Consider the following 21,458-nt stretch of genomic DNA (forward strand, 5'->3'; position numbering starts at 1 on the left):
TTATTTTAATAAATAAAGCATGGATGTTTTTAACTTCATTGGCTTCACTGGTTTATTTAACAATAAAATACCACTTTCTTTTACTTCATCTTTTAGTTCTTTACTGTAATTTGCTGTAATCATCATTATAGGAAGAGGCTCGCTACGTGATGCGTTAATTTCTTTTGCTAATGATAGTCCGTTCACATCATCATCAAGGTGATAGTCAACAATCAAGATATCTGCTTTGTCAGTGGTAACGCTTACTTTTTGTTCCAAATGTTGTAGACTCGAAGCTGTTATCACAACACAGCCCCAACGTTCTAACAATTGTGACATGCCCGCGCAAATGCTAGCGTCGTTATCAATAAGCCAAATTTTACTATTGGTTAGTAGTGTGGTATCGAGGTTATAATTATACTGATCACTTGCTTGTGAGACATTACTGATTTTACCCAGTGGTACTTTTACTGAAAATACGGATCCTTTACCTAATGTTGAATTTACCATAATTGGATGTTCGAGTACTTTAGATATTTTATCTACAATCGCTAAGCCTAAACCCAAGCCGTTCCGAAAGGCGGTGTGTGACGAATTTAACCTTTTAAATTCTTTAAATATTTCTTGAATCTGATCTTTAGCTATCCCAGTACCATTATCCCAAACTTCAATGAAAATATGATTACCCTTACGTCTACAGCCAAGTAAAACTTTACCATTGTCTGTATATCGAAAAGCATTTGATAGAAAATTACGTAATATACGCACGAGTAAAACACTATCACTGTGCACAATAACATCACTACGAACATGACGTAGTTCTACTTGAAATTGCCCGCTGACATGTCGATATTCACTGACTAAATTGTCGAGTAATTCGGACAATTTGAATGAGCTTTTATCCGCTTTTACAACACCAGCATCAAGTTTTGAAATATCGACCAAGGTGCAAATTAGATTCTCTAAATCATCGAGTGAATTGGAAACTGAGCGTAGTAATTTTTGGGTGTTACCTTCTAAAGGTGAGTCCATTAATGAGCTAGTGAATAGTTGTGCAGCATTTAACGGTTGCAATAAATCATGACTTACCGCCGCAAGGAACTTAGTTTTTGAACTGTTGGCAAACTCAGCTTCACTTTTTGCTTTTTGTAGGTTGATTTGTGCTTGACGACGGTCTTCTACTTCTGTCTGCAATTTATTGTTTAAGCTTTGTAATTGAAATGTTCGCTCTTGTACTCTAATCTCGAGTTCATCATGGGCTTTTTGTAAAGCGAGAGCATTTTTACGACGTTCAGTAACATCACGAATAAGTACAAAAAAACCTTGAACATCACCTTTTGCATCACGGTTAGGCACGTAGGATTTTAATAAGTAGCTTAATTCATTATTTTTGTTTTTTTCTTTAATCTCAAAAATTACACTCTCACCATTTAAAGCTCGATCGACATAAGGCTTTAACTTAATGAACTCTGACTGAACACGATTCTGCTCTAATTCTAAGCCATTTAGGGCCCCTTGAGGCCAGCCGTACCAGTCAACATAAACTTGATTAGTAAATTGATACTTTAAATCTTTACCCACATAAGCAATCATTGCAGGAACGTTATCTGTGATCAGTCGTAGCCAACTCTCACTTTTTATTAATGATTCAGCATAGCGATGTCGTGCGGTAATATCACTATAAGTTTTAATTATTTTACCGTTATTTAGACGATGATCCCTTATTTCTAGTACTGTGCCATCAGTAAGGGTTTGAGTGTAATATTCATTATTGGTGTTAAACTTGGGAGCTAAATCGAGTTCTGTTAATTTTTGCATATTATCAGTACTAGGGATCAACTGTAAAAGGTTAGAAGATAATGAACTAAGCTGTGAAAAGCGTCTATTCCATACTTCAATCTTATTTTGGTTACTAATTAACACCACACCTTGCGAGAGATTATCAATTAAGTTTTGTAATAATAATGATTTTTGTGCCATCCCTCGTTCATAACGAGCACTTTCTGCGGTTTTTACCGCCGTAATGTCGGTATAGAGCATAACCCAACCACCTTCACTGGTTCGGTGTTCGTTTAATTGAAACCATCGTTCATCTGCGAGTTGGTATACTGGGCTAGCAAACGCATCACCAGGTGATGCACGTCGAATAAGGCCACGTGTTTTAGCTAATTCTTTTAAGTCTTTTAGGTTGGCACCTTTCTTAATCGGCAACCCTGAGTTTTTCCAAAAATTAGCAAAATTACTGTTTTGTAAGATAATTCGACCTTTACTGTCGAGTAATACAAAGGCTTCTGTAATGCTTTCTATCGCATCAACAAAGCGCTGTTTGAACAGGTTAGCTTGTGCGTTAGCTAGTTTTAAAGCATGATTACTTCGTTCAAGTTTTGCTAAAGTTTCGTTTAGAGTGTGAGTCTTTTCTCGCACTTGTTCAGCTAGATGTACGGAGTGTTCAAATGCTGTATAAGGTGCATATTGATTTTCACCACTATCTTCAACACGTTGCATCAAGGCATCGTTAATTTTTTTTAATTTACTATTTTGCTGTCTTAATTGAGCAAGTTCTTCTTCTAAAGCTTGATTACTCATTAATACCTCCGGCAATGTAAACACCGGTAAATGTTTGATTTAAATGTGTACCATTAATATGCTCGCCATAGGTATTAAATCCCGCAATACTGTACTTATTATTTAATTCTCGTACTTTATTTTCGAGGCCTTTTTGCTCTATCTCTAGGCGTCTTAAAAAGCAATCACAGGCTAAAACCAACTCTGGTTTACCGTAACGCAATGATATTTCGTCTAATTTATGTACTACTGGAGCAAATATATCGCCCATTTCAACTGCCGTGAGCACAATACCAACATCGACAGCGCAGTAAAAGGTCAAACTTAAGTCAGCCTCATTAACTTTTTGAATTGAACGAATATAGTAGTGCCCGCCAACTTTAACTGCCAACGGGTTCAGTGAAAATACTTCAGGACTTAAGTCTTTCAAATTCATGTTTAATAATTTTGCATATTCAAGCGCTGCCGGCTCAGCATTTAGTTCATACACAGTTCTACTGTCTGCATTTGCGGCTGTCACGACTAATTTTTCTATCGGACGGGCAATATGATTACAGTTAAAGACTTCAAAAGATAAGATAGTATTTACCATGATGACAATGGCTGAATTTTGATAAAAACTTCCTTGATAATAGACATGTGTTTTCGCTAAACTAATATCATCACCGGCAGAGCCGCCAAAGTGAGGGATGCCTCTACAAGCAGAGTTTAGTGTTACTAAAAATTGCTCTTCGTTGGAAGAAAGTCCATCGAGCAATGTAAGTAAAAAACTATTGTTTTTAATGTCGGTTAATTTTTTAGCTTGGCACTGTTCTATCAGTTCGTTGATGGTTGATTGTGCGCTGATGGTGTCGAATGTTTCCATTGATTCAATTAAGGCTGAACTGATGGCAAAGTATTGGCTAGAAAATCCAATCGCAACAATAGAGTGCTGCTTGTAACCTTGCTGGCTTACTTCTCCTGCAGTTGTGCAGCCAACAATTTCGATGTCCTTGAAAGTACTTTCCATTGTTTGTGCTAGTGTGTACAGCGCATAAGTTGATGAGCAATAAAATAATATAAAACAGATATTTTCTTTATTAAGCTGCTGGTAGAGCTCTTGGCTAGCAATTAATGGATCGGTAGCTGTACTGACTGCGGTTATTGTTTTTATTGGCTGCATAAGGTTACCTATTAATTTTATTGTTATTATACGCCTACCATATTATTGACTCGTTATAGTTCAATATAGTTAACCGTTATCGGTGTAGACGTTGTTGCATTCTTTTTTCTCTTTGGTTTATTTGAATATTTATTAACAACACACTGTTGTGGGCTCTCAATAGTAACTAAACATTCCAAACATTGAATACACTCCCCGTAATCAATTGAACCGTCTTGGTTTATCGCATCTATTCCACATTTCTTGTTACGACAAAGTTGGCATGGTGTGCCACATTCTTTGCGTCGTCTTAACCACTTAAAAATAGGATAGCGACCAATGATAGCAAGGCCAGCGCCTAACGGACATAAATAGCGACAATAAAACTTATGAATCTTCAAGCTCAGTGCTAATAATAAAACAACATAGAGAACAAATGGCCAGTAACGTACAAAATTTAATGTAATACTTGTTTTAAATGGTTCAACTTCGGCAAGCTTTTCGGCAATACTAAGCGAATAAAAAGAGCTACCAACTAATAATATCAACACGGCATATTTTATTTTTTGCGCTCTACTATGATGATGTGGTTTTATTTTAATTTGTTTTATCTTTAACTTGTTGGCGATTAATGCGACAAATTCTTGCAAGGCACCAAAGGGGCATAACCATCCACAAAACAAGCCTCTGCCAAATAAGAATAAACTGATAAAAACAAAAATCCAAAGAATAAAAATAATGGGATCAAGTAGAAAAACATCAATATTAAACCCTTGCCATATCGATAATAGTAGTGTGTAAATGTTGACTACTGATAATTGACCTTGCGAGTAAAATCCGATAAAAAACAGGACAAAAGTTAATGATGCAAAACGTAATTTATGTGTCTTTTTAACATTTTTAGCAATGGTTTCTTGTTTAATAAACAACCAAGACAAAAAGAAGAGGTAAGCACTTAATATTAGTATTTCAAGCTTACGCTCTATCCAGATTTTTAACCATAAAGGTTGTTTTTTGTCTGGATTAACTTCTACATCTTTATGAATAAATAAATAGTCAGGTAAGGTATTATCAATTGTAAAGCTATACTGATTTTTAGATAAAAAAGACTGGTTGTAATTCAATGTTAGGGATAACGATAAACTTTTATTTAATTCGAAACCAGACTGAGCTTTTATACGAAAGACTTTTATATCAGTAAAGTCTGGAACTGCTTGTATAAATGACGGCTCATAATAGCTATAAAAGTCGATATCACGAAGATCAACCGGCAGTGTCGCTTGTTGTCCTGTTAAACGACTAGGTACGGTTTGGGGGATAAACTCATCACTAACAAAAGCATATTTACCACGACCAAATACCATTAATGCGTGTTCATCAGGCTTTAAGCTTTCAATTAAGCGTTGATATTCTTGTTCACCTAATAAATTTTTACCAATAATAGGCACATGGACAAAAGCAAAGTATAAATCGATAAAGTCATTTTCTCCTTCGCTTACTTGGTTAATTTTATTTATTAAGCTTGAGGATGATTTATCAACAATTGCCAGTGCTTGATCACGTGTAACTCGCCAATGTTTAATAAGGTTTTCATTTAAAAGTTCAGCGAAAGTGAGCACTTTATAGTAGTCAGGATTAATACTGGTTCGTGATGGAGCAACAAAACCAGAGAGCCGCTCTCGAGCGACCTGAATAGCGGAGGCGGTAATGGTGTCATTAATAACTAATACTGATATCGTCGCCTTCGTGACTCCATCAATATATGTTGCACCAAGCGAGTCTTTATTTCGTGCATTCACGATGAAGCGCTCTTTTACTGAATGTCCTTTAAATTGCTTAATAAAATCAAACATTGGCTCTTCACCTAAGCCATGTAAAAAGATCGGTTCATTGTGCTTTAATATTTTTAATCCGGTAAATACACCGTCGGTATCAATACCAATTAGTACATTAATTGTTTGGCCAGAAAAGCCAATGAAATTGACAAAATCATCAGATTCGAAAACATAACCTAAGAGTTCATTCAGTTGATAAACTGGTGTAACAGGAATTTCTTTATCGATAGGGCCAATGCGAGTTGCGCTAGGAAAAATATGGGCAATATCATCCTCAATGGATGTCGCATTTGGATTTGTTTGGTTATTGAAAGCTAAAGCGGTAAAAGAGGATGATAACATAAAAAAAAGGGTCAGGGTTACCCACAATATTAACGGGTTTACTTTTTTAGAATGCATGTTAACACCCAAAGAAATTGTTATAGCCTTTACTTCATATTTAGTCATATGCTAAGTAAAGGCTATATAAATTGTTTAATTTTTTGTTGGCTGAATGAGCAGCATTACTCCATAGTTGGCACTCATTCAGTCAACACTATTAAGCTTAGAAGAAGCCTAAAGGACTTGTGCTGTAGCTCACTAATAAGTTTTTAGTTTGCTGATAATGATCAAGCATCATTTTATGAGTTTCGCGACCAATACCTGATTTTTTGTAACCACCGAAGGCAGCATGAGCAGGGTATAAATGGTAACAGTTAGTCCATACACGTCCAGATTGAATACCACGGCCCATACGATGAGCAACGTTGGCATCACGTGTCCAAACACCAGCACCTAAACCAAATGCACTGTCGTTAGCGATAGCAAGCGCTTCAGCTTCATCTTTAAAAGTGGTCACGGCAATAACAGGCCCAAAAATTTCTTCTTGGAAAATACGCATTGAGTTATTACCTTTCATGATTGTTGGCTGAATGTAATAACCGTTGCCTAGTTCATTTACTAAGCTTTCTTTATCGCCGCCTGTCAGTACTTTAGCACCTTCATCTTTACCAATAGTTAAATAGCTCATGATTTTATCGAACTGTTCTTCAGATGCTTGAGCACCAACCATAGTTTCAGTATCTAGTGGATTACCACGAATAATTTTATTCGCTTTAGCGATAACTTTTTCAATGAATTCATCAAAAATATCTTCTTGGATTAATGCACGAGAAGGACAAGTACAAATTTCACCTTGGTTGAAGAAACCTAATACAAAGCCTTCAGCACATTTCTCAAGGAAATCATCTTCAAATTGAGTAATGTCATTAAAGAAGATGTTTGGTGATTTACCACCTAACTCAACAGTTGATGGAATTAAGTTTTCAGCAGCACATTTTAATATATGTTGACCGACAGGTGTTGAACCAGTAAAGGCAATTTTACCAATACGTGTACTTGTTGCTAAGGCTTCACCAGCTTCTTTACCATAGCCGTTTACAATATTTAATACGCCAGGAGGAAGTAAGTCTGCGATAAGCTCAATTAATATTAAAATACTAACAGGCGTTTGTTCTGCTGGTTTTAGTATTATACAGTTACCAGCAGCAAGGGCAGGTGCAAGTTTCCATGCCGCCATTAAAATAGGGAAATTCCAAGGAATAATTTGACCAACAACACCAATAGGCTCGTGGAAGTGATAAGCAACAGTGTCGTCATCTATTTGAGAAAGTGTGCCTTCTTGAGCACGAATACAACCAGCATAGTAACGGAAGTGATCAACACTTAACGGAATGTCAGCTGCAAGAGTTTCACGTACCGGCTTACCATTATCCCATGAATCGGCAACAGCAATAGTTTCTAAATTTTCTTCAATTCTATCGGCAATTTGCAATAAAATATTTGAACGTTCTTGTACTGATGTTTTCCCCCATGCTACTTTTGCTGCATGAGCAGCATCGAGTGCTAATTCAATATCTTCCGCACTTGAACGTGGTATTTTACAAATCTCTTCGCCTGTAATAGGGGTTGTATTGGTAAAGTAATTACCCTTAACAGGAGCAACCCAATCACCGCCGATAAAGTTTTCATATTTAGGTTTAAAAGAAACGACAGAACCTTCACTGCCTGGGTTTGCATAGATCATATATCACCTCGTAATTAGATCAGTCAGAGTAAGACTCTTTTCCTTGATCTTGTTTATGTATACTTTGATTGTTACCAAAGTGTTTTGGTATATCTATAATAAGGTTGATAAGGCAAGTAAAACTATTATCCCTTTGCATTGAAAACATCATACTTTAGAAGGAATAGGCTCTTTTATGCTGGCTTTTATATCTTTTTTTTAATTAATTCGTTGCAACGTATTAATTAAAAAAAAGGCTTTTGAATAAATTCAAAAGCCTTTTTTAAACGGTTGTTAAGGTTATTTAGGCAGTTTAAATGTCCACACACTGCCACCTTGATTAAAGTGTTTCACACGCTCGGCAACATCACCGCCCCATAGTGGTACAGCGCCACCCCAGCCAGATAAAACAGAAATGTATTGTTCGCCATTCATATCCCAAGTCACCGGCGTACCAACAATACCTGAGCCGGTATTAAACTTGTATTTTACTTCACCTGTTTTAGCATCAAGTGCCAATAAATAACCTTCAGGATTACCGGTAAATACTAGGTTACCTGCGGTAGCAAGTACACCACCCCATAATGGTGAGTAGTTATTGTAACGCCAAACAACATTACCTGTTTTAGGGTCAATTGCTTTTAATACACCAATATAATCTTTATTAATTGGTTTAATAGTAAAACCAGCACCTAAGTAAGCTGCCCCTTTTTTATAGGCAGTAGGTTCGTTCCAGATATCCATTTCCCATTCATTTGAAGGCACATAGAATAGTTCAGTATCTTGACTGTAAGCCATCGGCATCCAGTTTTTACCACCTAAGAAAGCAGGGGCTGCAATAACAGTGCTACCTTTATTACCATCTTTTGATTTGCTTGGATCGCTTGGTCTATTGGTATCATCGTAAATTGGACGTCCTTTATCGGTTAGTCCTTTAGCCCAAGTGATTTTATCAACAAATGGGAAGCCACGAATAAAATCGCCATTCTCACGGTTTAATACATAGAAAAAGCCGTTTCTGTCAGCTGTTGCCGCAGCCTTAACTGTTTTACCATTTTCTTTATAGTCGAATGGAATCAGTTCATTAACACCATCGAAATCCCAACCGTCATGTGGTGTTGTTTGGAAATGCCAAACAATTTTTCCGGTATCAGGATCTAGTGCTAAACGCGATGATGAGAAAAGGTTATCGCCTGGACGTAAATGTGAGTTCCATGGCGCTGGGTTACCTGTGCCAAAGAAAAGTAGATCTGTGTCAGCATCGTACGTGCCACCTAACCAAGGAGCAGCACCACCTGACTTCCAAAGATCACCTGGCCATGTTTGTCCTGGTTTGCCACCAGAAATACCATTCTCCATTTTTTTACCATCTTTCCAGATGTAACCCATATGGCCTTCAACTGTAGGACGTTCCCAAACTAGTCGGCCATTTTTAGCATCATAAGCTCTTACTTTACCTACTACGCCAAATTCACCACCAGCAACACCTGTGATGATTTTACCTTTAACAACAATTGGAGCAGCAGTAATTGAATAACCGGCTTTATAATCTTCTACCGTTTTTTTCCAAACGACTTTACCTGTATCTTTATTAAGAGCAACAAGTTTGGCGTCAAGGGTACCAAAAATAACTAGGTCGCCATATAGCGCAACACCACGGTTAATAACATCACAACAAGGCATAATACCGTCAGGTAAACGAGCATCATATTGCCAAATTTCGTCACCTGTATTTACGTCAATAGCGTATGCTCTTGAGTATGAGCCAGTAATATACATAACGCCGTCTTTAATCATCGGTTGAGATTCTTGACCGCGTTGTTTTTCGCCACCTAATGAAAATGCCCATACTGGACGTATTTCTTTCACTGTGTCGATATTTATTTTATCAAGAGGGCTGTAACGTTGTCCTCTTAGACCCATTCCATAAGACACAATACTTTCAGTGGTCATTTGGTCTTGTGCAATATCTTTATCGGTTACATAAGCATTTGCTATACCTGTTAGTGATAAAGATATCGCCATGGATAATGACAATACCTTGGTTTTACATGTTGTTATCATTGTTATTTCCTCTCGGGTTGTAAATTTTTGGTTAAAGATCATGTACTATGTTTACTTACCTGCTGTCATTAATAAGCTTGTATATCAATCATAGATATGAATAAACGTTGAAGCAGGCTATAACGATATTAAAATGTCTCTATTTACTTATATATGACTCGGCAGTAGCGTTTTTTTCATCATTTAGTATGATTAAAGGGATGAAGTTGACTATTGTATATGTCGACTAGTCTTATTCTACTTCGGCGTAATAATCAGGCACTTGGTAGATAGCATTATATTGAGTGAAAATGTCTTTCATTGTTCCTTGAGTTACCATCGCCTGAACAATATCGCCAATAGCATAGCCTAGTTGGCGATAATCACTTTTTATTGCCATTCCAATATCCCATTGTTGTTTGCCTATCATTGGAAAACCATTATTTGCTAACACATAGGTTTTTGGATCAAGTTGCTGTTGATAGTGACTGATTTGACTACGTAGCCCCATAACCGCATCAACTTTATGTGTTTGCATGGCCGATATCGCTAACGGTAGAGAAGGAAATTGTTTAGTTTTGTCGCGCATTCGGCCATTGAAGACGGATAATAGATAAAATTGAGGAATGGAATCGACTTCAACACCAATGTTATGGTATTGAAAAACGGCCATGGTACTCACATCTTCAATTTTGTTTTTATTGAAAATGATTTTCCACGATTCTGTATGGTAAGGGGCAAACATATGTACTTGTTCATGTACAGGTTCGCCAATATCGTCTCTAAGGTTAGAGTATGCTTGATCATAAGGGATTCTGAGCATTAAATCTGCAATAGTGCGGTTAAGATAATGTCCTTTCCAAATATTATTGCGTAAATCACCTTCTACATCTTCATCTGCTGTTACCCATCTGATATGCAGTTCTACGCCTAATTCTTTGGCGATATGTTTGGCGACTTCGACATCAATACCTTTCTCTTTACCGTCTTCTTGGTATGAAAAAGGTGCATAATCTCGATAAACAGCAACAGTGATCTCTTTGCTTTCAATAATATCATCGTAAGATCGGGCAAGAGCTGTTGAGCAAAGAATGCCGCAACAACTTAGCCACAAAATTAGCGCATTTAAAATATTATTTTTCACTGACAGACTCTAACCAAGTACGAATTGCCCAAAGTGCTTCTTGGTTTAAATGCTCGGTCATTTTCGGCATATAAACAGCACCATTTCTTACCGCACCATTTTGTACTCGATAAATGTACCATTCATCACCATCAAAATCCGCTGGCAGTTTGCGTATATCAGGAGCTATACCACCTGAAACACCACCCAAACCATGACAACGAGCACAATTTTGGTTATAAGCAGAAGCACCTACGCGTAAAATTTCTGTGAGCACATCACCTTCTTTTTCTCGGTAGGGATTCGTGTCAAACCATTCTTCACCTAAGGTAGGTAAAGTAGAAGTATTTATTGCTTGTGGTGTTACAGGGCCGTGAGCAGCTATGCTAAATGAACAAACAGATATCAATGTAATTAAACATTTTTGGCTTAAACCTAAATTAAACTTTATCATCACTCAGTACTCCAATTTCTACAAAATTAATTATGTATATGTTTTTAATGATATAAGCTTAACTGTGTTGATGTAGTGGAAGAATTGTACTTTAGCGCGGTTAGTTCTCATCACTTAGTATGATTTTACGGGTGTAAAAAGCCACATTTTAATATTATCTTGTTTTATATCAAAGTATTAAGGCATTTTATGTGGTAGTTGATTGTTTTTTACTTTAGTAAGTTTTTCTATATGCTTATGTACATACATTTATTTGACCTAGTGTCATTAATTTCTTTTGTACGTCTTTATACAGCTGAGGTAAACATGTTTTTTGCGACAAGGACAAAGTTAAAAAAGTTTCTACTAAAAGGGATTGCTATCAGTACGTGGGCTATTTGTTTTACTGCTTTATCAAAGCCTATAACGGTTGATATTAGTTATGTTCAGTTATTACAAAAGCACTCACCAACGTTATCAAATATTTTCCCAATACCTGAGAATACAGGATACTCGGGCGCGAAACTTGCTATTAATGATTCCAATACAACAGGTAAGTTTTTACAGCAACATTTTGAAATAACACATTTCGTCACGAAGAAGTCAACAGAACTATTAGCCTATATCGAAGGTGAATATGATCTAGGACGTAGAATTTTTATTCTTGATGTTCCGTTAATCCATTTAATACCAATAGATCAGTGGGCCAAAGATAAGCCTGTTTTGTTATTTAATGTGGGAGAGCCGGCCGATGAAATTCGTAGTACTCAGTGTTTAGCGTCGGTATTTCATACTATACCTAGCGATGCAATGAAATCTGATGCGCTGGCACAATGGTTACTTTATCGTCGTATGAGTAATGTGTTATTGGTACGAGGTAGTCAAGTTGAAGATATTCAACTGGCAAAATCTTTTAAACGTTCAGCTAAACGCTTTGGTATTAAAGTTGTTGATGAAAAGGTATGGGATTTTAATACGGATATGAGACGTACTGCACAGCAGGAAATTCCTTTATTTACTCAAACAATTAAAGATTATGATGCTGTTTACGTAGCAGATAAAGAAAAAGATTTTTCAGAGTTTATTCCCTTTAATACTTATTTACCTCGACCTGTTATTGGCTCGGCAGGTCTAGAAGCGTTAGCCTGGCATGCTGTAATAGAGCAATGGGGAGCGGCACAATTACAAGGGCGTTTTATGACATTAGCTAATAGGAAAATGAATGAAACCGATTTTGCCGGTTACCTTGCTGTACGTAGTGTTGCTCAATCAGTACATGAACTGAATACTAATGTTAGTGCTCATATTCTTGATTATATTACGTCTGATGCCTTTGAATTGGCAGCATATAAGGGACGGAAACTGAGCTTTAGAGCATGGAATAAACAATTAAGAATGCCATTAGCGTTAGTACATCCTCATGCCTTGGTATCGCAGTCGCCACAACCAGGTATGCTTCACCCTATAACTGAACTTGATACGCTTGGATTTGATATTCAAGAATCTCAATGTAAATAAGGTTTACAATAAATTATGAAACACATATTACTATTAAAATTATTAAGTCTAGCTCTTTTATTTAATGTTAACGTTAGTTATGCCAACGAGTATGCGTATGTTACCAATGAGAAAGATGACAATATTTCGGTAATCGATCTGGGTCAAAATAAAGTCATCAGAACAATAGATATTGGTCAACGACCACGCGGCATTATCTTAAATAAGGATCAATCGCTGGCTTATGTTTGTGCGAGTGATTCCGATCGTATCCAAATAGTTGATTTAAATACGGAACAAATTATTGGTGAGTTGCCCTCAGGAGAAGATCCAGAAACGGTCGTATTACATCCCAACGGTAAGATTATTTATACGGCGAATGAAGATGATGCTTTATTAACAGTTATCAATATTGAAGATGCTAGTGTTACTACGCAGATAGACGTAGGTGTTGAGCCTGAAGGACTAGCGGTAAGTCCTAATGGAAAAATTGTTGTAGTCACCTCAGAAACAACCAATATGGTACATTGGATAAACACTGAAACTCATGAAAATTTTGCTAATACACTCGTTGGCTCCAGACCAAGATCTGCGCTTTTTACCAAAGACAATAAGTATCTATGGGTGAGCTCTGAAATTGGCGGTATGGTAGTTATTATTGATGTGGCGACACAAAATATTGTTAAAGAATTTACTTTTCATATTAAGGGCATTCACCGAGATCGTGTACAACCAGTAGGTATTGAATTAACTGAGGATGGCCGGTATGCGTTTATCGCATTAGGGCCCGCAAATCATGTAGCTGTTATTGATAGAAAAACAATGTCTATTGAAAAATATCTGTTAGTTGGGCGTAGAGTTTGGCAACTTGCCTTTAATCATGATGAAAGCCAGTTAATAACAACCAATGGAATCAGTGGCGATGTTTCTTTGATAGATGTTAATGCATTAAAAGTAACCAAATCAATTAAAGTGGGGCGTTATCCTTGGGGCGTTGTAATACGTCAAATGCCATGAGTATAGTAACCAATGAACTGTCTTTTTATTATGGTAAAAAAGCAGCCGTTTATGATTTGAACTTAACGATTAATAAAGGGTTTAACGTTTTGCTTGGCCCAAATGGGGCAGGTAAAAGTACCTTGTTTTCAATGCTAACAGGTCTTTATCAGCCATCATCAGGCAATATTAAAATTGATGGTTATGATTTTCGTGACAATAGAGCTGAAATCATGAAATCTATGGGGGTTGTTTTTCAACAAAGTACGGTTGATTTAGATTTATCAGTTAAGCAAAATTTGGTTTATTATGCTGCTTTACAAGGAATTTCATCCTCCGAAGCGTTAACAAATATTGGTGATATATTATCACAATTGAAATTGACGCAGCGATTGAATGATAAAGTCAGATCATTAAATGGAGGTCATCGTCGCCGTGTTGAAATTGCTAGAGCACTAATCCATAAACCTAAGGTATTATTACTTGATGAAGCAACAGTCGGCTTAGATATTGACAGTAGAAAAATGATCACAGAATACGTTAAAACGTTGAGTCAACAACTGGGAATTTGTGTGTTATGGGCAACTCATTTAATTGATGAAATATCAGCAGATGATCAACTTATTATTCTAAATGAAGGAAAAGTAAAGGTGCAAGGGATAAGTCGTGAATTATGCGAAACACATAATGTTGCTGACATATATCAATTATATAGAATGTTAACGACTAATACGGAGATCACTTAATGAACCGTACCTACCTTTATTGTTTCAATGGCATTGTTAAGCGTGATATTTTTCGTTTTTTTCAACAACGTTCTCGTTTATTAAGTGCCTTAATTAGGCCATTATTGTGGTTAGTGGTTTTTGCTGCTGGTTTTAGAGCAGCATTAGGCGTCTCTATTATGGAGCCTTATGGTACTTATATTACTTATCAGCAATATATTGTTCCAGGGCTTTGTTGCATGATTATTTTATTTAATGGCATGCAAAGCTCGCTTTCTATGGTATATGACCGTGAAATGGGCAGTATGAAAGTATTATTGATGAGTCCATTACCAAGACCATTTTTATTATGTAGTAAGTTAGTGGCGAGCGCTTTGTTGTCATTATTACAGGTTGTAATTTTCTTATTTTTCGCTCAATTTGTTGATGTGGATATCCCACTAATTGGCTATATTACGGCAATCCCAGCAATTTTTTTAATCGCTTTCTTTCTAGGCTCGCTCGGGCTTATGTTATCCAATCTTATTAAACAATTGGAAAATTTTGCAGGTGTGATGAATTTTGTTATTTTTCCAATGTTCTTTTTATCAAGTGCGTTATATCCTTTGTGGAAGATGAAAGAGGCGAGTCTTTGGTTATATTGGTTATGTCAGTTTAATCCTTTTACTGCGTGTGTAGAGTTATTAAGGTTTGCGCTTTATGGCGAGATTGAACCTACGGCGTTGACTACTGTGTTACTTGTCACCATCACAGTATCGTTTTTTGCCTTAATGAGCTTTAGACCACAACATGGACGTAGTGGTAAATAAACGGCGCTTGATTGCAGATGTTGTTAATCATTGAAATACTTATTAACTGTAGTTCAATGATTAAGTCAGAAAATTAGCGGCTATAGAAAGGCTTATTTAGTTGGAGTGTTACTAGCAAATGTAGAAGAGCGTTAATCCTCTTTTGCAAAATCAATAAGTGTTTGACCAGACATGCGATAGCCAACCCATTCGTCTTGTGATTGTGCTCCAATCGATTGGTAAAAATCGCGGGACGGTTTATTCCAATCTAAGCAGCTCCATTCAAATCTACCACAATTATTATCGACAGCAATTTTAGCCATTGTTTTAAGTAATAGTTTTCCGCCACCTTTACCTCTGTGTTCTAAAGATATGTAAAGATCTTCTAAATAAAGTCCTGACTTTGCCAACCATGTTGAATAGTTGTAAAAGTAAATTGCCATCCCAATTGCTTGATCTCCCTGCATGCAAATTAATGCATTAACATGACTATTTTCAGCAAAAATTGACTGCTTAATAGTATCTTCAGTTGCTAACACTTCATGCTCGGCTTTTTCATAAATAGCCAGCTCACGAATAAAATGTAAGATTAATGCGGTATCTTTTTTCTCAGCCTTACGGACGGTTAATTTTTCCATCATTTACTCCTTTGATTCTCTTGGCAATATCATAACGTGCTAATCGTTTTGTGTGAATAATAATGTATGAACATCACTCTGTGATAGCAATAGTGTCTGAGGAAATAGTCATCGTTAATTAAGTTTTAGGTAAATAGTCGCTATTTTTTATTTTATGCAAACTTTGTATCATCTATAGCCATAAACATTGGGTAGTAAATTAATCATACTTTAGCATGATACTTATTATTTTGATTTTTGTTATCTATCTGTATTTATTGGCTTTATTTTTATGTTTGAGTGTTATTTGAACACTGGCATCAATTGTTACATTTTTATAAATGGGGGTAAACTGAAGCAAGTTATTATTTATTTGGAAACTGTAATGAAAAGAATATTAGCTTGTATTATTACTTGCACTTGCTTACCCGTTTTAGGGGATGATATTACCGGTGTTGAAAAAATTAGTATATATGGACAAACACCACTTTCATCGAATGCAGTCAGTAATAAAAGTATTTTTGGTAGTGTTCAAACAATCGATGCAGAAACACTTGCTCAATCACAAAGTATTTCATTAGCAGAGCATATGAAAAATCAGCTAATGAGTTTACATATAAATGATGTACAAAATAACCCTTTCCAGCCTGATGTACAATATCGAGGTTTTACAGCCTCACCATTACTTGGCTTACCTCAGGGAATTTCTGTTTATTTAAATGGCGTACGCTTTAACGAACCTTTTGGCGATACTGTTAACTGGGATCTTATTCCCCTTGCTGCACTTGATACCGTCTCTTTATATTCAGGATCGAATCCTGCCTTTGGTCAAAATACCTTAGGTGGTGCATTAGCTTTACAAACAAAAAATGGTTTTAGTTATACAAAAAACGAACTTGATGTACGCTTTGGCAGCTTTGGACAACAGCAATATACGCTGCAGTCTGGCGGTAATAAAGGTAATTGGGGCTATTATATTTTGGCTAATCATTACAAAGAAGACGGCTGGCGAGATTATTCTGAAAGTGAATTAAATCAGTTGTTTGCAACATTGAGTTATGTAACTGATGTACGCACCGTAGAGTTTACTTTTGCAGGTAATGATAATGAAATGCTAGGTAATGGTGCTATACCTGAAATACTTGCTGACTTGGCAAGTAGAGATGCTATTTATACGCAACCAGATAAAACTCATAATCGTTATAAACAGTTTAGTGTTAAAACTGACAGTGTTATTAATAGCGAAATGTCATGGCAGGCAAATGCCTATTATCGTCAAAATGAAATTAATAGCATTAATGGCGATGACAGTGACTATGAAGAATGTGAATTTGGCGAAAGTTATAGTTTATGTGAAGAAGAGGAAGAAGATGAGTTAGAGCTAGTCCACTTTGTTGGTTATGATGAAGGGGTTTTTCTCAGTGAGTTGAGTGATATAGATCCTGACACAGTGGATGGCACACTAAATACCGGTTTTACTGATAATGAAAGTTATGGTGCAGCATTACAATTTGTTAAGTTAAGTAAATTTGATTCTTTTGATAATGAGTTTATTTTTGGCTTAGGCATAGATAAAGCCGATATACACTTTAGAAGTGATACCCAATTTGCAGTACTTCATAATGAAACTGTAACGGATGATCGTTCTGTCACTGGTATTGGCTTTTTTGATATGGAATCACGTGTTGATTTGAAAGTTGATACAAAGCAGCAATACTTTTACTTTATGAACGGCATCTCTATCAGCGATAAATTTACCATTAACCTGGCCGGTCGATACAATCATGCTCAAATAAGTATGCAAGATCAGATAGATACTGGTGAGGGCTCACTTAATGGTGAACATTCTTTTAATCGATTTAACCCTGCCATATCAGCTGATTATCAGCTTTCTTCTGATTATATGGTTAAATTAAGTTATAGCGAATCATCAAGAACACCAAGCCCAGCAGAGCTAAGCTGTGCAGATGAAAATGATCCTTGTAAGTTGCCTAATGGCTTTGTGGCCGATCCTCCGCTTGAGCAGGTTGTCGCGAAAACAGTAGAAGCTTCTTTAAGTTATAATAAAGATAACTTTTCTGCACTAGCAACGGTTTTTTCAACGATTAGCCATCAAGATATTATTTTTCAACAAGCGACAAATAAGTCTAATCAAGGTTACTTTATTAACCTTGATAAAACTCAACGTCAAGGTGTTGAACTTGCTTTTAATACTCAGGTAAAAGACGTCGATTTTGGCGCTAGCTATAACTTATTAAAGGCAACTTTTGAGTCACCTTTTGTTTCTTTTAGTCCGGTGAATCCGTTAGGCGCTAATCGACAAGTTAATCCAGGCGATACTATTCCGGGTCAACCAGAGCACCAAGTTAAGTTCCACGCTAATTGGCAAATTAATGATGCTGTGAACCTTGGTACTGAATTTTTATATGCCTCTTCATCATACTATCGTGGTGACGAAGCAAATGAGAATAAGAAAATACCTTCTTATTCTGTCACCAATATTTACCTAAATTACCAAGTTACCGAACAGTTACGTTTATCAGCTAAAGTTGATAATGTATTTGATCGTCATTTTGATACTTTTGGTACCTACGGTGAAGCAGATGAAGTGTTAGAAGATATATATCCTGATGCCGATTTCGACGAATATTTTGTTGGACCATCAAGACCACTATCAGCCAGTATCAACCTAAACTATCAATTTTAAAAGCAGTAATTCTTATTTTTAAATGGAACTGGCTCAAGGTTAGTGAGCAAAAACCATTGTACTGAAGATGAGCTTGTCTTACTAAAAGACGAGCTTTGTCATACTAAAGAAGGAACGTATTGTTAAGTAAGTCCTAATAGAATTAGAGCTATATTTTATATACTTATTTTTAACGAAAATATGGAATACAGTTCAATACAGAGTATGACAATATTAACGTCATTTATTCCAGTGCTATTCAAATTGAACTACTTGTATTTATATTCAAATCATCTCGTTTTAAATGGGGAGTTATATGTATTGCATCTTGGGATGAACGTTAACTATTAACATTCAATTCTACTCAAGAAAAATTTTGAAATAGAGGGTTGAATATGAGTAAATGGTTAATTGGTATTACATTATGCATCTTCTTACCTTTTCATACTTTTGCTACCCCTGAAATACGAGTCGGTGTTTTAAAATATGGCACGGTCAACTGGGAAATAGCGGTGATCAAGCATCATCAGTTAGATAAAAAATATCAATTTAACTTAAAGGTAATGTCACTAGCGAGTAAAAACGCATCTGCAGTGGCGTTACAAGGTGATGCAGTTGATATTATCCTTAGTGATTGGCTTTGGGTAAATCGTCAACGATTTGAACAGAGAATGTACACTATATTTCCAACATCAATGGCAACAGGTGGACTTTATATTTCGGCTAATAGTAGCATCGCATCTTTAGTTGATCTTAAGGGAAAGAAAATAGGTATTGCAGGCGGTGCCGTTGATAAAAGTTGGTTATTGTTACAAGCGTATAGTAAGAAAAAATATAGCTTTGATTTAAATAATGAAACTAAGCCTACATTTGCGGTACCACCGTTATTAAATAGATTAATACTCCGTGGCGACTTAGCTGCTGCCATTAATTTTTGGCATTATGGCGCCAGACTAAAAGCGACAGGTTATAAGCAGTTAGTGACGATGAGGGACATGTTGACCGAATTTGGTATTGAAACTAACGTTCCTTTATTAGGATGGGTGTTTGATCAAGTATGGGCAAACGAACAGCCTGAAGCGGTTACTCGATTCTTATTAGCTTCACGAGAAGCCAAGCAGATACTCGTTTCATCTGATGGTGAATGGGATCGAATTCGACCGTTACTAAAGGCTGAGAATGATGAAGTTTTCACCGCATTAAAAAAAGATTACCGGTCAGGTTTATTAGGTGAGTTTGGTACAAAAGAAATGGAAGCGAGTAAACAAGTTTTCAATATATTGGCCGAGGAAGGCGGGCATGCTTTAGTGGGAAAAGCGACATCGTTAAGTGATGGGCTTTTTTGGCGACCTAGTCAGTTGGCCTATTTAATGAACCTTTCTACTATCAATACTGCTAATCTTTCCTCCGATCTTCCGAGGGTACAATGAAGCTCTTTTCATTGCTGTTTACTAAGCTTGGTGTTGTTTTTACTCTATGCGTGCTTTGGCAAAGCTTGGCTTGGGTAATTGCTAGCTCAGATTTTCCATCTTTATTGACAGTGCTGAAAAGTTTACATTTCCATTTAACTGAAGGGGAAATGGTAAGTAATCTTTTCATTACCTTAAAGCGTGCATTATTGAGTTTTATTATTGCTATGGTACTTGGTGGCTTAATTGGTATCTTGATGGGGATGAATTCGTTGGCTAATAAGCTTACAGATTCGTTGCTTATTATTATGCTTAATATTCCAGCCTTAGTGACCATATTGCTTTGTTATATTTGGATAGGTTTAGTAGAAACGGCTGCTATTACTGCTGTTGTTATCAATAAAGTACCAACAGTTGTTGTGATGATTAGAGAAGGTTCGAGAGCCGTTGATCAGAATTTACTAGCCGTAGCTAAAATTTATAAATTGTCACCGAGTAAAACTTTCTTTCGTGTTTTTTTACCTCAACTTTACCCCTTTATCATCGCTTCTGCGCGCTCTGGTTTGTCTTTAATTTGGAAAATAGTATTAGTGGTTGAACTGCTAGGGCGAAGCGATGGTGTTGGTTTTGCGCTTAATACTTTATTTCAGTTTTTTGATATTGCCGGAATCCTTGCATACACCATCGCCTTTGTCATTATTATATTAATCATTGAACTATTGTTCTTTAAGCCCTTTGATAAAATCGTCGCCAGAGGAAAACGTTTTGATTGAACTCAATGTTGCTATTAAAGATAAGTATTATGAAAATAGCGAAACTGCGGTATTGTCGCAGTTGGATTTTAAGGTCAATTCTGGCGAATTTCTTGCTATTATCGGTCCTTCAGGCTGTGGAAAAACTACGTTATTAAATATGATTAGCGGTCTTGAATCATGCGTGGGCCAGCATATTTCTTACAGCAGCAATTCAAGTGGTAATCGTTTTAAGAAAAATGACTTAGCAAGTGATTGCTCAAAAAGCGAATACTTAGAAAATGAACAGGCTAATCGTATTGGATATATCTTTCAACAACCAAGGTTAATGCCATGGCTGACCGTGAGAGAAAATATTGAATTGGTATTAGATCCTACACAGTTCAACAAAATTGAAGGGTTATTAGCAGAAGTTGGTTTAGCACAAAAAGGTGATTACTTTCCTAGCCAACTGTCTGGTGGAATGCAGCGACGGGTGAGTATTGCACGTGCTTTTGCGATCAACCCGCAATTACTGTTGTTAGATGAGCCATTTAACTCTCTTGATGCACCTACTGCAGGGCGATTACGAAAGCTACTACTTGATTTATGTCGAGAAAAAAAGACTACGGTTGTGTTTGTTACTCATGATTTACAAGAAGCTATTTATCTAGCAGATCGTATTATTTTCTTAAGCGATTCCCCTTGTACTATTATCCATGAGTCTATCATTAATTTTCCTAAACCTCGTACAGAGTCTGGCATTGCTGAATTAGAGTTTCAAGCAAAACTTACGAGGCAATTTCCCCTTTTACTAGCGGGTAAAATTGACTGATTTTTAGGAAT

At 36.4% G+C, this 21,458-nt stretch carries 16 protein-coding genes; 8 read left to right on the forward strand and 8 right to left on the reverse strand.

From position 1 onward, the window contains the following. From Q4503_RS07760 to pedF, 7 genes are all read right to left on the reverse strand, one after another. Nucleotides 1-2,565: a PAS domain-containing hybrid sensor histidine kinase/response regulator gene (locus tag Q4503_RS07760; RefSeq protein WP_215972626.1), complete on the reverse strand. Its 2,565-nt coding sequence runs from the start codon at nt 2,563-2,565 to the stop codon at nt 1-3. After that, nucleotides 2,558-3,706: a nitric oxide-sensing protein NosP gene (nosP, locus tag Q4503_RS07765; RefSeq protein ID WP_215972625.1), complete on the reverse strand. Its 1,149-nt coding sequence runs from the start codon at nt 3,704-3,706 to the stop codon at nt 2,558-2,560. The genes Q4503_RS07760 and nosP overlap by 8 nt, the downstream gene beginning before the upstream one ends. Nucleotides 3,707-3,759: 53 nt before the next feature. Next, nucleotides 3,760-5,919 carry a 4Fe-4S binding protein gene (locus tag Q4503_RS07770; RefSeq protein WP_303601904.1) on the reverse strand — a complete coding sequence of 720 codons (2,160 nt, stop codon included), beginning with the start codon at nt 5,917-5,919 and terminating at the stop codon, nt 3,760-3,762. Between the two features lie 145 nt (nt 5,920-6,064). Further along, nucleotides 6,065-7,585 (reverse strand): aldehyde dehydrogenase family protein, encoded by a 1,521-nt coding sequence (locus tag Q4503_RS07775; RefSeq protein WP_303601905.1) that lies wholly within the window; start codon nt 7,583-7,585, stop codon nt 6,065-6,067. A 279-nt stretch (nt 7,586-7,864) separates the two neighbouring features. Then, nucleotides 7,865-9,589 (reverse strand): PQQ-dependent methanol/ethanol family dehydrogenase, encoded by a 1,725-nt coding sequence (locus Q4503_RS07780; protein ID WP_289847529.1) that lies wholly within the window; start codon nt 9,587-9,589, stop codon nt 7,865-7,867. 271 nt (nt 9,590-9,860) lie between these two features. Beyond that, entirely contained in the window at nt 9,861-10,739 is an 879-nt protein-coding gene (locus tag Q4503_RS07785; protein ID WP_303495476.1) for an ABC transporter substrate-binding protein, read from the reverse strand. A 1-nt stretch (nt 10,740) separates the two neighbouring features. After that, entirely contained in the window at nt 10,741-11,184 is a 444-nt protein-coding gene (gene pedF, locus Q4503_RS07790; protein WP_215972632.1) for a cytochrome c-550 PedF, read from the reverse strand. 231 nt (nt 11,185-11,415) lie between these two features. Between pedF and Q4503_RS07795 the strand changes: the two genes are divergently transcribed. Genes Q4503_RS07795 through Q4503_RS07810 form a run of 4 tightly spaced genes read left to right on the forward strand, consistent with a single transcriptional unit; the run spans nt 11,416 to nt 15,190 of the window. Continuing rightward, nucleotides 11,416-12,681 carry an ABC transporter substrate-binding protein gene (locus Q4503_RS07795; RefSeq protein WP_252727435.1) on the forward strand — a complete coding sequence of 422 codons (1,266 nt, stop codon included), beginning with the start codon at nt 11,416-11,418 and terminating at the stop codon, nt 12,679-12,681. A gap of 15 nt (nt 12,682-12,696) precedes the next feature. After that, entirely contained in the window at nt 12,697-13,677 is a 981-nt protein-coding gene (locus tag Q4503_RS07800) for a YVTN family beta-propeller repeat protein (RefSeq protein WP_303601906.1), read from the forward strand. Beyond that, the gene (locus Q4503_RS07805) at nt 13,674-14,402 is read left to right on the forward strand and encodes an ABC transporter ATP-binding protein (RefSeq protein WP_303601907.1); all 729 of its coding nucleotides are present in this window, start codon (nt 13,674-13,676) and stop codon (nt 14,400-14,402) included. Before Q4503_RS07800 ends, Q4503_RS07805 begins: the two co-directional genes overlap by 4 nt. Then, nucleotides 14,402-15,190 carry an ABC transporter permease gene (locus Q4503_RS07810; RefSeq protein ID WP_215972618.1) on the forward strand — a complete coding sequence of 263 codons (789 nt, stop codon included), beginning with the start codon at nt 14,402-14,404 and terminating at the stop codon, nt 15,188-15,190. The genes Q4503_RS07805 and Q4503_RS07810 overlap by 1 nt, the downstream gene beginning before the upstream one ends. 131 nt (nt 15,191-15,321) lie before the next feature. Here the strand turns inward: Q4503_RS07810 and Q4503_RS07815 are convergent, their stop codons facing one another. Then, nucleotides 15,322-15,810, reverse strand: a complete 489-nt coding sequence (locus Q4503_RS07815) for a GNAT family N-acetyltransferase (protein ID WP_215972617.1) — start codon at nt 15,808-15,810, stop codon at nt 15,322-15,324. A 361-nt stretch (nt 15,811-16,171) separates the two neighbouring features. Here Q4503_RS07815 and Q4503_RS07820 point away from each other — a divergent pair, with 361 nt between their 5' ends. From Q4503_RS07820 to Q4503_RS07835, 4 genes are all read left to right on the forward strand, one after another. Then, the gene (locus Q4503_RS07820) at nt 16,172-18,493 is read left to right on the forward strand and encodes a TonB-dependent receptor (RefSeq protein ID WP_303601908.1); all 2,322 of its coding nucleotides are present in this window, start codon (nt 16,172-16,174) and stop codon (nt 18,491-18,493) included. A 374-nt stretch (nt 18,494-18,867) separates the two neighbouring features. Beyond that, a complete protein-coding gene (locus Q4503_RS07825; protein ID WP_303601909.1) occupies nt 18,868-19,902 on the forward strand; it encodes an ABC transporter substrate-binding protein in 1,035 nt (344 codons plus the stop codon). After that, a complete protein-coding gene (locus Q4503_RS07830; RefSeq protein WP_215972614.1) occupies nt 19,899-20,654 on the forward strand; it encodes an ABC transporter permease in 756 nt (251 codons plus the stop codon). The genes Q4503_RS07825 and Q4503_RS07830 overlap by 4 nt, the downstream gene beginning before the upstream one ends. Then, nucleotides 20,647-21,447, forward strand: coding sequence for an ABC transporter ATP-binding protein (locus Q4503_RS07835; protein WP_215972613.1), 801 nt, complete (start codon nt 20,647-20,649; stop codon nt 21,445-21,447). The genes Q4503_RS07830 and Q4503_RS07835 overlap by 8 nt, the downstream gene beginning before the upstream one ends. The last annotated feature ends 11 nt before the right edge of the window (nt 21,448-21,458 follow it).

The organism is Colwellia sp. 6_MG-2023 (genome assembly GCF_030547765.1).
Classification (GTDB): Bacteria; Pseudomonadota; Gammaproteobacteria; order Enterobacterales; family Alteromonadaceae; genus Colwellia.

Coding starts and splice junctions, on each gene's coding strand:
- Q4503_RS07760 (WP_215972626.1), bottom strand. CDS start 2,565: ATGAGTAATCAAGCTTTAGAAGAAGAACTTGCTCAATTAAGACAGCAA.
- nosP (WP_215972625.1), bottom strand. CDS start 3,706: ATGCAGCCAATAAAAACAATAACCGCAGTCAGTACAGCTACCGATCCA.
- Q4503_RS07770 (WP_303601904.1), bottom strand. CDS start 5,919: ATGCATTCTAAAAAAGTAAACCCGTTAATATTGTGGGTAACCCTGACC.
- Q4503_RS07775 (WP_303601905.1), bottom strand. CDS start 7,585: ATGATCTATGCAAACCCAGGCAGTGAAGGTTCTGTCGTTTCTTTTAAA.
- Q4503_RS07780 (WP_289847529.1), bottom strand. CDS start 9,589: ATGGCGATATCTTTATCACTAACAGGTATAGCAAATGCTTATGTAACC.
- pedF (WP_215972632.1), bottom strand. CDS start 11,184: ATGATAAAGTTTAATTTAGGTTTAAGCCAAAAATGTTTAATTACATTG.
- Q4503_RS07795 (WP_252727435.1), top strand. CDS start 11,416: ATGCTTATGTACATACATTTATTTGACCTAGTGTCATTAATTTCTTTT.
- Q4503_RS07800 (WP_303601906.1), top strand. CDS start 12,697: ATGAAACACATATTACTATTAAAATTATTAAGTCTAGCTCTTTTATTT.
- Q4503_RS07805 (WP_303601907.1), top strand. CDS start 13,674: ATGAGTATAGTAACCAATGAACTGTCTTTTTATTATGGTAAAAAAGCA.
- Q4503_RS07810 (WP_215972618.1), top strand. CDS start 14,402: ATGAACCGTACCTACCTTTATTGTTTCAATGGCATTGTTAAGCGTGAT.
- Q4503_RS07815 (WP_215972617.1), bottom strand. CDS start 15,810: ATGATGGAAAAATTAACCGTCCGTAAGGCTGAGAAAAAAGATACCGCA.
- Q4503_RS07820 (WP_303601908.1), top strand. CDS start 16,172: ATGAAAAGAATATTAGCTTGTATTATTACTTGCACTTGCTTACCCGTT.
- Q4503_RS07825 (WP_303601909.1), top strand. CDS start 18,868: ATGAGTAAATGGTTAATTGGTATTACATTATGCATCTTCTTACCTTTT.
- Q4503_RS07830 (WP_215972614.1), top strand. CDS start 19,899: ATGAAGCTCTTTTCATTGCTGTTTACTAAGCTTGGTGTTGTTTTTACT.